Source organism: Neomoorella stamsii, assembly GCF_002995805.1.
GTDB lineage: Bacteria > Bacillota > DSM-521 > Neomoorellales > Neomoorellaceae > Neomoorella > Neomoorella stamsii.
Window position 1 is genome coordinate 1 of sequence record NZ_PVXL01000052.1, and the last position, 15,257, is coordinate 15,257.

11 protein-coding genes are annotated in these 15,257 nt (G+C 56.3%); 9 read left to right on the forward strand and 2 right to left on the reverse strand.

The features are described from left to right. Positions 1–465 precede the first annotated feature (465 nt). Entirely contained in the window at positions 466–1,086 is a 621-nt protein-coding gene (locus tag MOST_RS11800) for an SGNH/GDSL hydrolase family protein (RefSeq protein ID WP_054935438.1), read from the forward strand. Positions 1,087–1,141: 55 nt separating this feature from the next. Here MOST_RS11800 and MOST_RS11805 read toward each other — a convergent pair whose 3' ends face one another. Further along, positions 1,142–1,615: a helix-turn-helix domain-containing protein gene (locus tag MOST_RS11805; RefSeq protein ID WP_054935439.1), complete on the reverse strand. Its 474-nt coding sequence runs from the start codon at positions 1,613–1,615 to the stop codon at positions 1,142–1,144. A gap of 219 nt (positions 1,616–1,834) precedes the next feature. Between MOST_RS11805 and MOST_RS11810 the strand changes: the two genes are divergently transcribed. The 7 genes from MOST_RS11810 to MOST_RS11840 all read left to right on the forward strand — a co-directional run bounded on the left by MOST_RS11810 (position 1,835) and on the right by MOST_RS11840 (position 10,937). After that, positions 1,835–2,041: a helix-turn-helix transcriptional regulator gene (locus MOST_RS11810; protein WP_244266954.1), complete on the forward strand. Its 207-nt coding sequence runs from the start codon at positions 1,835–1,837 to the stop codon at positions 2,039–2,041. Between the two features lie 218 nt (positions 2,042–2,259). Further along, positions 2,260–4,506, forward strand: a complete 2,247-nt coding sequence (locus MOST_RS11815; protein ID WP_054935441.1) for a sigma 54-interacting transcriptional regulator — start codon at positions 2,260–2,262, stop codon at positions 4,504–4,506. Positions 4,507–4,841: 335 nt separating this feature from the next. Beyond that, a complete protein-coding gene (locus tag MOST_RS11820; RefSeq protein WP_054935442.1) occupies positions 4,842–5,027 on the forward strand; it encodes a hypothetical protein in 186 nt (61 codons plus the stop codon). 105 nt (positions 5,028–5,132) lie between these two features. Next, entirely contained in the window at positions 5,133–7,718 is a 2,586-nt protein-coding gene (locus tag MOST_RS11825; protein ID WP_054935443.1) for a U32 family peptidase, read from the forward strand. A gap of 61 nt (positions 7,719–7,779) precedes the next feature. Next, positions 7,780–8,028 carry a type II toxin-antitoxin system CcdA family antitoxin gene (locus tag MOST_RS11830; protein ID WP_054935444.1) on the forward strand — a complete coding sequence of 83 codons (249 nt, stop codon included), beginning with the start codon at positions 7,780–7,782 and terminating at the stop codon, positions 8,026–8,028. Further along, the gene (locus tag MOST_RS11835) at positions 8,021–8,491 is read left to right on the forward strand and encodes a PIN domain-containing protein (RefSeq protein WP_054935445.1); all 471 of its coding nucleotides are present in this window, start codon (positions 8,021–8,023) and stop codon (positions 8,489–8,491) included. Before MOST_RS11830 ends, MOST_RS11835 begins: the two co-directional genes overlap by 8 nt. A 58-nt stretch (positions 8,492–8,549) precedes the next feature. Next, positions 8,550–10,937, forward strand: a complete 2,388-nt coding sequence (locus MOST_RS11840) for an endonuclease MutS2 (RefSeq protein ID WP_054935446.1) — start codon at positions 8,550–8,552, stop codon at positions 10,935–10,937. A 57-nt stretch (positions 10,938–10,994) separates the two neighbouring features. On the opposite strand, the gene MOST_RS11845 is transcribed toward MOST_RS11840, so the two are convergent. Next, positions 10,995–13,721 (reverse strand): transglycosylase domain-containing protein, encoded by a 2,727-nt coding sequence (locus MOST_RS11845; protein ID WP_054935447.1) that lies wholly within the window; start codon positions 13,719–13,721, stop codon positions 10,995–10,997. 293 nt (positions 13,722–14,014) lie between these two features. Between MOST_RS11845 and tyrS the strand changes: the two genes are divergently transcribed. Continuing rightward, positions 14,015–15,247: a tyrosine--tRNA ligase gene (gene tyrS / locus MOST_RS11850; protein ID WP_054935448.1), complete on the forward strand. Its 1,233-nt coding sequence runs from the start codon at positions 14,015–14,017 to the stop codon at positions 15,245–15,247. Positions 15,248–15,257: the final 10 nt, after the last annotated feature.

Below are 15,257 nucleotides of genomic sequence, written 5' to 3' on the forward strand. Positions count from 1 at the left end.
ATTTCTTTTGCACCTCATTCATTCGGTTTCTCGCCTCCTGGTTGGTTTGTTTGTTTTGGTCTATTATTTTTTTACCAGGAGGCTTTTTTATTGGCAACACCTACCTTACATCATTACAGGAATGCTCCATACCCACTACACGTCAAGGGGGAAATACTAAGGTAAGCTTGACTAACAAAACCTTCCCGGTTCTTATTAAGGAGCCGGGAAGGTTTTTTATGTAAGATACTTACAATCGCCTTGCTGGTCAGGAGAGGTAATGATAAAATATGTAGGTGTATCAAAATTCGTTTATTCAAAACGGATTCAGAAAATTGCTTTAGGTTCCCTTATTGTCTGTCGCTTTTTCGATAGAAAGTGAAGCAATGGATTATGGTTTTAGTATTGACGGCATCCTTGGAATGGACTTTTTAACAAGCATTAAAGCAATAGTAGATTTATATACCTTGGAGGTACGCAGCTCCAATGTGCAACCTGCCTGTTGATCTCGTAGGCATGGGCGACAGCCTGACCTGGGGATACCCCTTTGGCCCGGAGGCTTCCTGGCTGGAGCTGGCGGCCAGGGAAACCGGCCTGGTAGTGGTAAACCAGGGTATAAGCGGCGAAACGACGGGCGAAATGCTGGCCCGTTTCGACGATGATGTTATCCGGCTCCAGCCCCGGGTAGTAACTATTCTGGGAGGAACCAATGACGCCTGGGCGGGATTTACCGTTACGGAAGTAATCGACAATGTCCGGGCTATGGTGGATAAGGCCCTCCGGGCCGGCATCCAGCCGGTAATGGCCCTGCCGCCGCCCCTCTGTCAAACGGGTTCAGATATCCCTGTCCCCTTCCTGGAGAAGATGGCCGGTCTTCTTGAGGGTTACCGCGAGGCCTGCCGGGACCTGGCCCTGTCCCGGGGAATAAAGCTGCTGGACTTTTATACCCCCCTCCTGGACCCGGCAACAGGATGGGGTAAAAAGGAATATTTTGTTGACGACGCCCACCCCGGCCGCCAGGGTTACCAGATCATGGCCAGGGTAGCCATTGATTTGTTCCGGCAGTTAAAGCAGCAAGCGAACAGACCGGTGCTCCACCGAAAATAGTTATACCCTCCAGAGGCAGGTTTCTGGAGGGCGCACCACCAGCGGGGGTGTAACGTTAAGTATGCTCTTTATCATTATTTCTACCTGCCGGTAGGTCCGGGACACCGCACTGCCGCAGCCTTAGCCTTTCTTTTTCTATATCCTTCAAGGCCTGGTTCCAGTACCGGGCCAGTTTGGCTTTTTCCCGAGGTGTTAGTTCAGAGAGGCGTTTAAATAAATCTTCAAACAGGGGATCGGCAAGAAAAGTCCTGACATCTGGTTCCTGGAGAAGCAAGGTTGTTTTCCGCTGCTTTTCATCCTGGGGTTCATAGACCACTGGATGGGGAGTATCGGTCCGCCCCAGGAGAAAATCGACGGACACCTTAAAAAAATCCGCCAGCTTCTGCAGGGTTTCGGCATCGGGGGAACGCTTATTCCTTTCATACATGGCAATGGTACTCTGGCCCATATTTAGCCGGCGGGCCATTTCAGCCTGGGTTAAGGCTTTTTCTTTACGTAAAGCTGCTAATCTTTCGCCAAGGGATTTCATGATAGCCCCCCAGTTGACTTATATGCTATAAGATTTGACAGTAATAATATCGTTGCCGGAAGCCAGCTAACTACTGCCAATTTAACACTCTTTGTGATAACAAACAATATTTTATCACTAATTGTGATAACTTAATCCAGTAATCCCTTGACATAAATTGCAAAACGTGATTAAATTATTACTAACAGGAGTTTTTCCTAACCATATATGGTGATCTCTATGCGAAATGAAAAAATGTACCAGTTACGCCGGGAGCGCGGCCTCACCCAGAAAAAGGTGGCGATAGCTGTAGGGATAACCCAAAGCGCCTATGCCATGATTGAAAAGGGCCAGCGTTACCCCAGGAAGGACACCATGAAGAAACTGGCCGATTTTTTCGGCCTGACGGTAGATGAGTTGTTTTTTAGCAATAATAATCACGGATAGTGATAGCCCTGCCTGTTTAGTCAATGGCGTACACCTAGTGTACTTCCTTTTTTAAGGCTACCTTTTTTTAAGGTAGCTTTTCTTTTGCCATGGTATATAAAGGAAAACCGCCAGCGGATAAATATCACCGGGCGCTAATTCAAAAATCTGTCTCGCCATCCGGCGAGATGTATTGTATAATAGATAAGGAAAAATAGTGCGGTTAAGGGTGGTATGTCATGGAAATAGTGAAAACCATCACAGGTAAATGCCGGATGTGTTACGCCTGCATCCGTAACTGCCCGGTCAAAGCGATTAAAGTAGTTGAGGGCCAGGCCCGGGTGGTTCCTGAACTGTGTATAGCCTGCGGCCACTGTGTCCAGGTCTGTGCCCAGCAGGCCAAGCTGGTGGAACAGGAAATTGCCAAAGTGGAGCAATTTCTGGCCTCCGGCCGGACCATTGCCTGCCTGGCTCCTTCCTTTGTGGCCGAATTTCACCCGGCCTGGCCGGGCCAGGTGGTGGCAGCCTTAAAGCAGATGGGCTTTGCCGAAGTCCATGAAGTGGCCTTTGGCGCCCACCTGGTCACCCTGGAATACCGCCGCTACCTCCAGGAAGCCGGGGAACGCCAGGGCCTGATCAGTACCCCCTGCCCGGCAGTAGTAAACCTGGTAAGCAAGTATTATCCCCGCCTTTTACCCCAGCTGGTGCCGGTAGTATCACCCATGATCGCCCTGGGCCGTTATCTTAAGACAAAGCTGGGGCCCGACAACCGCCTGGTCTTCATCGGTCCCTGCGTGGCCAAAAAAGGCGAGGCCCGCGAAGAAGAGGTGGCCGGGGCCATCGACGCCGTCCTTACCTTTCCTGAACTCAAGGAAATGCTGGCTGCGCGGCAAATCGACGTCAGTGCCTGCGGCAACCTCGACTTTGACAATGAACCGGCCTACCTGGGCCGGTTGTATCCTGTAGGAGGCGGCCTGCTCAGGAGTGCCGGGATTGATGCCGATATCCTGGCCAACCAGGTCCTGGTGGTGGAAGGCCGGGAGGACTGCCTGGAATTTTTGAAGGCCGTTAACGAGGGTAAAATGGTCCCCCAGATGGTCGATATGCTCTTCTGCAAGGGCTGTATCAACGGCCCTATGCAGGAAAATAAATTTTCTTCCTTCCGCCGGCGCAAAATTGTAGCCGAATTTACCCGCCAGGGATTGGAACAGGCTAAACCCAAACCCATAAACCTGGAAGGTATAAACTTACGCCGGGAATTCCATGATAAAACCATCTTCTTCCCCCGCCCCAGCGAGGCCGACATCCGGGGTATTCTAGCCGAACTGGGCAAACTGACGCCGGAAGACGAGTTGAACTGCGGTGCCTGTGGCTATCCTTCCTGCCGGGAGAAGGCTATTGCCGTCTATCACGGCCTGGCCGAAAACCGCATGTGCCTGCCCTATCTTATTGCCCAGCTGGAAAAAAGCAACCTGCACCTGCGCCAGGAACTCAAGGTCTTCCAGGGCCAGTTTGGCCAGCTGGTGGGTAATAGCGCCGCCATGCAGGAAGTCTATCGCCTGATTGAAAAGGTGGCCAAAACTGACGCTACCGTCCTCATCCGCTGGGAAAGCGGTACCGGTAAGGAGCTGGTGGCCCGGGCCATCCACTACCACAGCCGCCGCAGTGAGGCGCCCTTCATCAGCATCAATTGTGCCGCCCTGCCGGAAACTTTGCTGGAAAGCGAGCTTTTCGGCCATGCCCGGGGCGCCTTTACCGGGGCGGTGACGGCCAAAAAGGGGCTCTTTGAAGAAGCCCATGAGGGAACCATTTTCCTGGATGAAATCGGCGATATCAGCCTGGGACTGCAGAGTAAACTTTTACGGGTCCTCCAGGAAGGAGAATTTTTGCGGGTAGGAGAAACGAGGCCCACCCGGGTCAATGTCCGGGTGCTCGCGGCTACCAACCGCGACCTGGAGAAGGCCGTCAGGGAAGGTTCCTTCCGGCCCGAACTCTTTTACCGCCTCAATGTCATCAGCATCTGGCTGCCGCCCCTGCGCGAACGGCGGGACGATATTCCCTTGCTTGCCCGTCATTTCCTGGAAAAGATCAGCCGGCGCCTGGGCAAAGAGGTTACCGGCTTTACCAGCGAGGCCATGGACGCCCTGGTCCGGGCCGAATGGCCGGGCAACGTGCGGGAACTGGAGAATGTCATCGAACGGGCGGTAATTTTAACAGAGGGGAAAAAAATCGAACTCGGCGACCTGCCGCGCCAGTTTCGCAATCTGGCAACAGGTACTTCGGGCTGGGCCTATACCAGGGGGATGAGCTTTAAAGAAGCGGTGACGGCCTATGAAACCAGCCTGATCGTGCAAGCCCTGGAAGAAAGCCAGTGGGTCCAGGCCCGGGCTGCAGAAATCCTGGGCTTGAAGCGCAGCACCCTCAATGAAATGATCAAACGCTATAACCTGCGGCCCGCGAATAAAAAAGTCAATACAAACAAATGAACATGATACAAAAATATGGATAGATATAAAGCCGTATTTTTGGGGCTATCAAGGTCAGGGAATCCAAATAACTGTATTATTACACCGGATTCCAGGTTTGTAAAAAAGACGACTTTCGCAAGGCCTCTCAAGGCGCGAAGGCCGTTTTTTTATGGCCTGGCACGGGATTTGCATCTTTGATAAGATAGTGAAGGGAAGTACAAAAAACCGTTCAGGGGGGATTTTCAACCACTGGGGAGGGGGAAACGACCTTGTAGGCGAAGAATGACGCAACTGTTAAAAAAGTATGGTAAAATAACTCTAGCAAAAGGAATTTTCCAAGGGAGGCGTTAAAAATGGCCCAGGTTTTAGCCCAGGTAGAATACACGCGTGGACTGCCCACCCTAACAGCTAACGAGTTAAATGCAGCTTATGCCCGCCTGGATGAACGTTATAACTGCCTGCGGTCCAACTGGGACTGGTTTGTGGGGGCTGATTATTCGCCCAATGATAAAGCCCTGTGCCGGGTGGACCAAAACTAAGATGTTAACTACAGACGACATTTTTACGCCGGGAGCGGTAAAATATTCGCTGCCGGCGTTTTTTATTGCCTTTCCTGGCGGTATAATATCCTTTGAGGTGGCACAATGGTAAAGGTGGAACTCATGGCCCCGGCCGGTAGCCCGGAGGCCTTAAAGGCAGCAGTAGGTAATGGCGCTGACGCTGTTTACCTGGGCGGGAAGCAATTCAATGCCCGGGAGGGAGCGGAAAATTTTTCCCAGGAAGAAATCCTGGCGGCCATTGACTACGCCCATGAGCGCGGCACCCGCGTTTACGTGACCGTCAATATTCTCCTGGCTGACAGGGAGCTGGCGGAAACCCTGGATTACCTCTATTTCCTGGGTAAAGCTAGGGTGGACGGCATCATTGTCCAGGACCTGGGACTGGCGGCCCTCGCCAGGAGACTCCTCCCTGAACTGCCCCTCATCGGCAGCACCCAGATGACGGTAACCAGCGCCGCCGGGGCTAAGTTTTTGCAGGAGCAGGGTTTCCGGCGCGTCGTCCTGGGCCGGGAGTTATCCCTGGCCGACATCAGGGCCATCAGCCGCCAGGTGGATATAGAACTGGAAGCCTTTGTCCACGGCGCCCTCTGCTTTTCTTATTCCGGCCAGTGTTTGCTTAGCAGCATGGTAGGAGGCCGCAGCGGCAACCGCGGCCGTTGCGCCCAGCCCTGCCGCCTGGCCTATACCCTGGTCGATGAGAGGGGAAGGCCGCTGGAGTTGAAACCGGAACACCTGTTAAGCACCCGTGACCTCTATACCCTGGATCGGGTACCGCAGTTAATAGCTGCGGGTGTTAAAGCTTTTAAGATTGAAGGGCGGATGCGGCGTCCCGAGTATGTGGCCGTAGTTACCAGGGCTTACCGCAAGATTATTGACCGTTACCTGGCTGACCCGGAAGGTTTCCAGGTATTGCCGGAAGAGGAGCGGGCGGTAGCCCAGATCTTCAACCGCGACTTTACCCCGGGCTACCTGGAAGGGGATCCGGGGGCTGAGCTGATGAGCTATGGCCGGCCCAGCAATCGCGGCCTTTACCTGGGCCGGGCCGGCCGGCGCCAGGGGGAGCGCTTTCTGGTCCACCTGGAAGCCCCCCTCCGCCAGGGGGACGGTCTGGAAGTCTGGGTCAGCCGGGGCGGCCATCAAGGACTGGTGGTGCACCATATCTGGCAGGGAGGCAGGGAGGTAACCTTCGCCCCGGCAGGGACTACGGTGGCCCTGGAACTGCCCCCGTCAACCAGGCCCGGGGACCGCATTTTTAAGACCAGCGATGTGGAACTCCTGGAGGAAGTCCGGCGCACCTATACCTCACCCCGGGAAGAGAGACGCCTGCCCCTGGCCATGAAGGTTGAGGCCCGGCCGGGAGAACCTTTAAAGCTGGAGGTTATTGATCCCCAGGGGCACCGGGTCCAGGCCCGGACTTCTGTAGCCGCCGTGGTGGCGGAACGGCACCCCCTGGATGAAGCTGTGCTGGCAGAGCAGCTAGGCCGCCTGGGCAATACCCCCTACCGGCTGGCAGAACTCATTATCAGCCTGGCAGGGCCGGTGATGGTGCCCTTAAGCGAGTTAAACCGCGCCCGCCGGGAAGCTATAGAAAAGTTACGTCAAGTACGCCTGGCAATCTTTCCGCAGCGGGTGCCGCCGGCAGCAGAATTTGAGGAAGGCCTGGAACAGCTCCTACCCCGGCAGGGGCGGGGGAGGCCAGGGGCCGGGTTAGAGACAGGCAAGGGGCGCGGCCCCTGGAACGAAGGTACAGCCGGTCCCGGCAGGCAGGACTTACGAGGGGTGCCGCGCCTGGCGGTGGCCGTGGGCGACCTGGAAGGAGCCCGGGCCGCCCTGGCGGCCGGGGCCGGGCGGGTTTATCTCGCCGGTGAAACCTGGCAGGACCGGGAACCCCCGGACCCTGCTGCCCTGCAGGAGCTAATGGCCGCAGCGGGAGAAAAGGAGGCGGCAGTCATCCCGGCCCTGCCGCGGATCTGGCATGAGACCGAAGCTGCAGCCGTGGCCCGGCAACTTGAGAGGCTGGCGGCTGCCGGAGCAAGCCTTTTCCTCATTGCCGGCCTTGGCGGCCTGCAAATTTTAAAGGAGTACGGCCTGGCCGGGTGGGGCGACTATCCCCTCAATGCCTTCAATACCTGGTCTCTCAAAGCCCTAGCCGGAGCAGGGCTTACGGGGGTAACCCTTTCCCCGGAAATGAACCTGGAACAACTGCGGGAACTGGACCCTCCTTTGCCGGTAGAAGCCATTGTCCACGGGGCTTTACCCCTTATGGTTTCGGCCCACTGCGTCCTGGGGGCGCGCCTGGGGGGCAAAAGGCCGGGCCGGGCCTGCACTGCTCCCTGCCGGCGGGGACGTTACGGTTTAAAAGACCGCCTGGGCCTGGTATTCCCTGTCACTACCGACCGGCAGTGCCGTTTTTATTTATATAATGCCAGGGAAATGAGCCTCATCGACCACCTGGAGGAAATTGCCGCCCTGGGCCTTGACTGGATACGGATTGAAGCCCGGGAAAAGCCTCCCAGCTATATCCGGCGGGTGACGGGCCTGTATCGCGAGGCCCTGGCCGCCCTGGAGAACGGGGACGCAGGGGAGATCCTGGCGGCACTGGCCGGAGAAGCGGAAGCCCTGGCTCCTGCCGGCATTACCCGCGGTCATTATTTCCGGGGAGTGGTTTAGATCTGGTATTACTTGCAAGTATGATTATTATGTAGTATTATAGGATGGGGAGGTGGGGGGCATGAAAACCGTTAAAATATCCATTACCATGCCGGAGGATCTAGTAAAAGAATTGAAACATTTGACTTCAAACCTCAGTGCTTATATTACTGCCGGGATGCAAGAGTATGTAGCGCGGGATCGCGCCCGTAGGGGCTTTAAGAAAAGTGTCGGGTCCTGGCGGCAAGAAGACCACCCGGAACTACAAACTATCACCGACATTACGAAATATGTGGAAGAGACCAGGGGTGGGTGGAAGAATATTGATTGAAGATCTATCCAAGGGCAAATTCGTCTGCTTGCTGGATACAGGGCCAATCATTGCCCATCTTCGTAATATAACAGGCATGATGGAACTTTTTAATTCTTTAGTTGATGAAGGCCAGATGGCTGTTGCGGCGGTGAGTGTTACCGAGATCTGGCAGGGAGCGAAGGAACGGGAAATAGAGCCAACACGCCAGTTTTTTACAGGCGTCAAGGTAATTCCTCTTGACGAGCAACTGGCCACCAGGGCCGGATTGCTGGCGCGGGGACTGCGGGCTCAGGGATTTACTGCCAGCCTGGCTGATGCGGTAATTGCCGTCACGGCCTTGCAACTCCAGGTACCGCTTTTAACAACCAACCCCAAACATTTTACAATTATCACCGGCCTGGAAGTTTGGGACCTGCAAGATAAACTAGCAGAGTTAGAAAGGGGCATTGGCGATAAAACAAGTTCCCGGTCTGGCAGTTAACCAGATCAGGGACTTTGTTTTTCCAGGGGATGGGCCGGAGTAAAATGGAGGCAATACATTGAACAAGATATATAGCAAATTAGAACTGGATATAATCCTGCAGCGGCTGGAGGAGAAATGCCTCTCACCCCTGGGAGCGGAGCTGGCCCGTTCCCTGCAGCCGGCCCGGGACCTGGAGGTGGCCCGCCGGCGCCTCCAGGCTACCAGCGAGGCGGAGCAGGTGCTGCGGCGTTACCCCGATATCCCTTTGAGCAATATCCATGATATCCGGGTGGAGGTAGCCCGGGCGGCCGTGGGCGGGCTCCTGGAGGGGCAGGAGTTACTGCGGGTGGCTGCCACCCTGGCCGGGGGTAGGAGATTGCGGCAGTTCCTGCTGGGCCTGGAAGGCAACTGGCCGGTGTTGCGGGAGATGGCCACCAGGATCGGCGATTTCCGCCACCTGGAAAAGGCCATCGGCCAGGCCATTGGTGCCGACGGTGAGGTTGTAGACCAGGCGACGCCGCGGCTTTTAGCTTTACGGCAGCAGGTACGCAAGACCCAGGAGAGGATAAAAGAACGCCTGGATGGCTACCTCCGTTCAGCGGAAATGCAGAAATACCTCCAGGATAACCTGTATACCATCCGCAATGATCGTTATGTCCTCCCGATCAAGCAGGAGTACCGCCACCAGGTACCGGGGTTGATTCACGACCAGTCGGCCAGCGGGGCGACGCTATTTATCGAGCCCATGGCCCTGGTAGAGCTAAATAATGAACTTCGCCGCCTTCAAGCTGCTGAAGCCAGGGAAATAGAGGCCATCCTGCGACATTTAAGCAATCTCATCGGCCGGGAGCAGGAGACGCTGGAAATTACCCTGGCTGCCCTGGGCGAACTGGATTTTACCCTGGCCAAGGGACGCTTGAGCCAGGAGATGGCGGCCGTGGAGCCGCGGTTGAATAATGAGGGACGCTGGCACATCTACCGTGGCCGGCATCCTTTGCTTAAAGGAAGGGTGGTGCCCGTCAGCCTCACCCTGGGAGAAGATTTTGATACCCTGGTCATTACCGGTCCCAATACCGGTGGCAAGACGGTAACGTTAAAGACCGTGGGCTTATTTACCCTCATGGCCCAGTGTGGCCTGCACCTGCCGGCAGCCGCAGGCACGGAGGTTGACCCTACGGCCGCCGTCTATGCCGATATCGGCGACGAGCAGAGCATTGAGCAATCATTAAGTACTTTTTCGGCCCACATGGCTCAGATTGTCGCTATTTTAAAAGAGGTAACACCGGGCAGCCTGGTCCTCCTGGATGAACTGGGGGCCGGTACTGACCCTACGGAAGGGGCGGCCCTGGCCATGGCCATCCTGGATTACCTCACCGGCGCTGGGGCCAGGACGGTGGCCACCACCCACTACAGTGAACTGAAGGCCTATGCCTATGCTACCCCGCGGGTGGAAAACGCAGCTGTGGAATTTGACAGCCGCACCCTCCAGCCCACCTACAATCTCATCATCGGTACCCCGGGTGAGAGCAATGCCTTTGTCATTGCCTCCCGTTTAGGGCTTTCACCCACCATTATTGACCGGGCCCGGAGCCTCCTCGGGGAAGAAAACCAGCGGGTCAGCCGCCTGATAGCCGGCCTGGCTGAAGACAAGCGGGTGAGTGCCCGGGAACGGGAGGAAGCCGAGATTTTGCGCCGGGAGGCGGAGGCGGCCAGGGCCGAGCTGGTGAGGGCTAAAGAGGCATGGCAGCAGCAGGCCGCCAGGGAAATGGAGAAGGTACGCGAGGAAGCCCGGGGGCTCTTACGCCGGGCCCGGGCCGAGATCAGGGAAATCATGGCCCGCCTGGAAAAGGCCATGGCTGAAGAAAGTTTACGCGGCCAGCAGCAGGCAGTAACCCGGGCGCGCCGGCAATTAAAGGAACTGGAAGATGCCGTGGATGCAGGGCTTGCTCAATACCGGCCGGCAGCCCCAAACCGGCCGCCGGAAAATCTCCAGGCCGGGGACAGGGTTTACCTTCTAGCCTGGGGACAGGCAGGGGAAGTCTTAAGCCCCCCCAATGACCAGGGGGAAGTCCTGGTCCAGGTCGGCGCCTTGAAGGTTACCGTTCCTTTAAAGGAACTGCGGCTGTTAGAAGACGTAGCCCGGGCCGGGTCTAAAAATGGTCCTAAAAAAGAAGACACTAAACCTGGCTGGCTGGTAAAAGCGGCTGGTAATGACGATATCAGGCCGGAGATCGACCTGCGGGGGCTGACGGTAGAAGAAGCCTGCCACCGGGTTGATGCCTACCTGGATGATGCCGTCCTGGCGGGATTAAACCAGGTGAGCTTAATCCACGGTAAGGGCACCGGTGCCTTAAGGGCAGCCTTGCAGGATTACCTGCGGCAGCACCCCCTGGTCAAGGGCTTTCGCCTGGGTGGGGCCGGCGAAGGCGGTAGCGGCGTTACAGTAGTGGATATTGGAAGATGAGGCATGAGGCAGGAAGCCAATAAAAAGCCCCGGGCTAAAAATTTCCCGGGGTTGCACTTATTTTTTAGGCACGGCAATGGTGACCTCGTTGGACGGCGTGCTCGCTTTATTTTTCTCATCCAGGGCGATGACCCGGTAGTAGTAGGTAACGCCGGGCTTCACGCTGGCATCAGTATACGCCGTTTCCTGCACTATGGCCAGGCTCCTGCTGCTCGAGCCGGGTCCGACACGTTCAATGGAAAAGAGGAACTCGCCCTCGCCGGGAACGTTCCATTCCAGGATCACCCGGGGCTGGCTGACATTGGGGCCGACTTCCAGCCGCCCTTTAAGGTTGGGTGCCGGCGGTCCTGCCCCCTGGTTACCAGGTCCCGAGGTATCTTTGGTGAGCTGGTGGTCGGGCAGGTCACAGTACCGGGTGGGCACTTTTTCCGGGGGTAACTGGACCTTCTTAACGTACTGGGGCGGGCAGCCACCACCCTGCCCGGGTCTCGGGATATTGGCCAGGAATAGTTCGGCACCGTGGCGGGGGTCGGTACAGATGCTTACCAGCCCTGGCCTGTCACCGCTTCCGCCGCCGTGGAGGGTACAGACTTCCGTGGGCGCCTCCAGGTAGGCGTCCTCCGGTTTCACCGGGCCGTTATAGCCGTCAGGCCGCTTTAAAAAGACCCCCGTCGTTACATCCGGGCAATTGGGCGAAGCCAGCTGGCCGGTGGTGGTGCAGACCTGGACCTGGACCCAGACATCAGACACTTTCTTGGGCAACATGCTTTGGGTAAAGATTTCCTTGACGATAAACTCCTTGGGCGTCAGGTCGCTGGGCAAGAGGCCCGACTTGGCATCAACATCGGCATAAATTATGCCGGCGGGGCGGGGGAAATCTTGGACGGGTTGATCCTTTAAAGCGGCGCCGATTACTTTTTTCCAGATTAAAGCCGGGTAGCCGCCACCGGCAACACTCTTCAAGTAGTGTTTGGCGTCGGTCTGGTCATAGCCCATCCAGACGGCTCCTACCAGCTCGGGCGTATAACCGACAAACCAGGCGTCCTTTTCCCCTTTAAGGCCCCTGTATTCCGGGGTATCAGGCAGGGAGGTGGTACCCGTTTTACCTGCTGCCGGCCGGCCTATCTGGGCATTTTTACCGGTACCGGCAGTAACGACTGTTTCCAGCATATCAGTCATGAGGTAGGCAACCTGCTCGCTCATGACATCCCGGCGCTGGGGCCTGTTGACAATTAAGTCCCGGCCATTACGATCGGTAATCTTGGTCACGAGGTGGGGGGTAATGTATACCCCCTGGTTGGCAAAGGCGCCGTAGGCGGCAGCCATTTGCAGGGGGGAGACGCCGGTAGTCAGGCCTCCCAGGGCCAGGGCCAGGTTGCGGTCCTCGGGCTTTAAGGGCAGGCCCAGCCGGCGACCGAATTCATAGCCCGTATCGATGCCGATAGTATTGAGCATTTTAACGGCGGGAATATTAACAGACCAGCGCACGGCCTCCCGCATGCTAATGAGCCCCCGGTAGCGGCCGTCGTAATTGCCCGGGGTAAAGGGCTTGGGCGTGCCGGGGAAGGTAACCGGTACATCATCGATGATAAAAGCAGGAGGGTAACCCTTCTCCAGGGCCGGGGCATAGACAACCAGGGGCTTGATGGTAGAACCGGGCTGGCGTTCGGCCTGGATGGCCCGGTTGAAGCCCCGCCTGGTGGTATAATCCCGGCCGCCTACCAGGCCCCGTACTTCACCGGTGCGGGGGTCCAGGACCACCATGGCGCTTTCAATCAGGCGGTCGGGACTGCTGGGAGGAAAATTAGACTTATCCTGGTAAACCTTTTCCATTTCGGTCTGGATTTTGGGGTCGAGGGTAGTATAAATTTTCAGGCCACCCCGGTAAAGCTCGGCGGATTCAATACCCTGGCTTTCCAGCAGGCGCCCGGCTTCATCAACAACGGCGTCGATAAAGTAAGGAAATTTTTCGGCCTTTGTTTTGGGGGCTTCACGGTATTCCAGTTTTTCCGCTTTGGCCTTTTCCGCCTGTTCAGGGGTAATATAGCCGTATTTGACCATGTTGTTCAGTACTTGCGCCTGGCGGTTTTTAGCAGCTTCCTCATTACTTTTAGAACGGGGGTCATAGTTGGCCGGGCTCTGAATCAAGCCGGCCAGCATGGCACACTCGGCAAGATCCAGGTCAGAGACAGATTTACCGAAGTATAACCGCGCCGCCGCTTCTACCCCGTAGGTACCGGGTCCAAGGTAAACAATGTTGAGGTAATTTTCCAGGATTTCTTCTTTGGTGTAGGTGCGTTCCAGTTCAATGGCCATTAAGGCTTCCTGAATTTTACGTTTCAAGGTACGTTCAGGATTCTCAATGAAGGCATTTCTAGCCAGCTGCTGGGTCAGGGTGCTGCCGCCCTCGCGGATGCCGCCGCTCCGCAAATTGATCCAGAAGGCCCGCAGGATGGCTTTTAGATCAACACCATGGTGTTGATAAAAACGGGCGTCCTCGGTAGCGATGACGGCATTCTGCAGGTCTTTAGGTATCTTTTCCAGGGGTACAACAATGCGGTTTTGTTCGCCATGCAGTTCTTCCACTAGCTGGCCGTCTTTATCATATATAAATGTAGTCATGGCCAGCTGGAGCTTGTCGGGCTGCCAGTCAGGCATAGTACGGATGACGCCAATAGCAAAACCGGCGCCGGCGCCCACCAGCACCACGGCCACGACCAGCAGGGCCAGTAACAGGGCACGGAAAACATTTAATCTGCGTTTACGTTTTTTAGGGGGTGCCATTTTTCCGGATGACCTCCTTTACGGCTTTTTTATTATAACATAGCTTTACCCCCAGGGGAATGATAAGAGCTTGAAGGTTAGTCACTGCTTATGCTAAACTTAAACAGGTTCGCTAATGGTATGCATTTGTTAAGCGGGCGACTTGGTCTGAGCGGCAAAGCGTCCAGCACTTAACCCGGCAAGATCTTGTTCGTGAAGAGCCACCTGTTCTAACGAGTTGAGTGCTGGGCGCTCCGCGAGGACCAGGGAGCGAGTGAAAACAATGCTGGCCACGAAAGAGCAATTTACGGAGGATGATTTTGTTGGAACGGGAAGTCGAGCGGCAGCTTAAAGTCTTACGCCGCGGTGTGGCCGAAATTATACCGGAGGAAGACTTAAAGGCCAAGCTAAAAAAGTCCCTTAGCACTGGGAAACCCCTGCGAGTTAAACTGGGCCTGGACCCAACGGCCCCGGACATCCACCTGGGCCATACGGTAGTGCTCCAGAAATTGCGTCAGTTCCAGGAACTGGGCCACCAGGTAATTATCATTATCGGCGACTTTACCGGGAGAATCGGTGACCCCACCGGTAAATCCGAAACCAGGCGGCAGCTCTCGGAAGCTGAAGTCCTGGCCAATGCCGAAACCTACAAGGAGCAAATCTTTAAAATCCTGGACCCGGCCCGGACCGAGGTTACCTTTAACAGCCGGTGGCTGGCGAGGCTCACTTTTGCCGATGTTATCCAGCTGGCTGCCAAGATTACCGTGGCCCGGATGCTGGAACGGGAAGATTTTGCCCGCCGTTACCAGGAGAACCGGCCCATTAGCGTCCACGAATTCTTTTACCCCCTGATGCAGGGCTACGATTCCGTAGCCCTGGCTGCAGATGTCGAACTTGGGGGAACGGACCAAAAGTTCAACCTCCTTATGGGTCGCCATTTACAGCGGGAGTACGGCCAGGAGCCCCAGGTAGCCATGATGATGCCCATCCTGCCCGGGCTGGACGGCGTGCAGAAGATGAGTAAAAGCCTGGGCAATTATATCGGCATCAACGAACCGGCCAGGGAGATGTACGGCAAGACCATGTCCTTGCCCGATGAACTTATGCTCACCTACTTCGAACTGGTCACGGCCGTGCCCCTGGAGGAACTGGAGGCCATAAGACAAGGCCTCGCCGATGGTAGCCTGCACCCCCGGGACGTAAAGATGCGCCTGGCCCGGGAGATTGCCGGCCTCTACCACGGGGAGGCTGCTGCCCGGGAGGCGGAAAAGGAATTCCGCCAGGTCTTCCAGCTGGGCGACCTGCCGGAGGAAATGCCGGAGGTAATTGTTAGCGAAGCCAGGATGTGGCTGCCGCGCCTGATGGTCCAGGCAGGCCTGGCCCCCAGTACCAGTGAAGCCCGGCGACTCATCCGCCAGGGAGCAGTAAAACTCGACGGCGCGCGCCTGGATGATCCCGATGCCGAGATTGATGTGCCAGACGGGGCGGTCCTCCAGGCCGGCAAACGCAAATTTGCCCGGCTGCGGGTTTCTGTTGCCCCTCACTAAAAGTTATTTC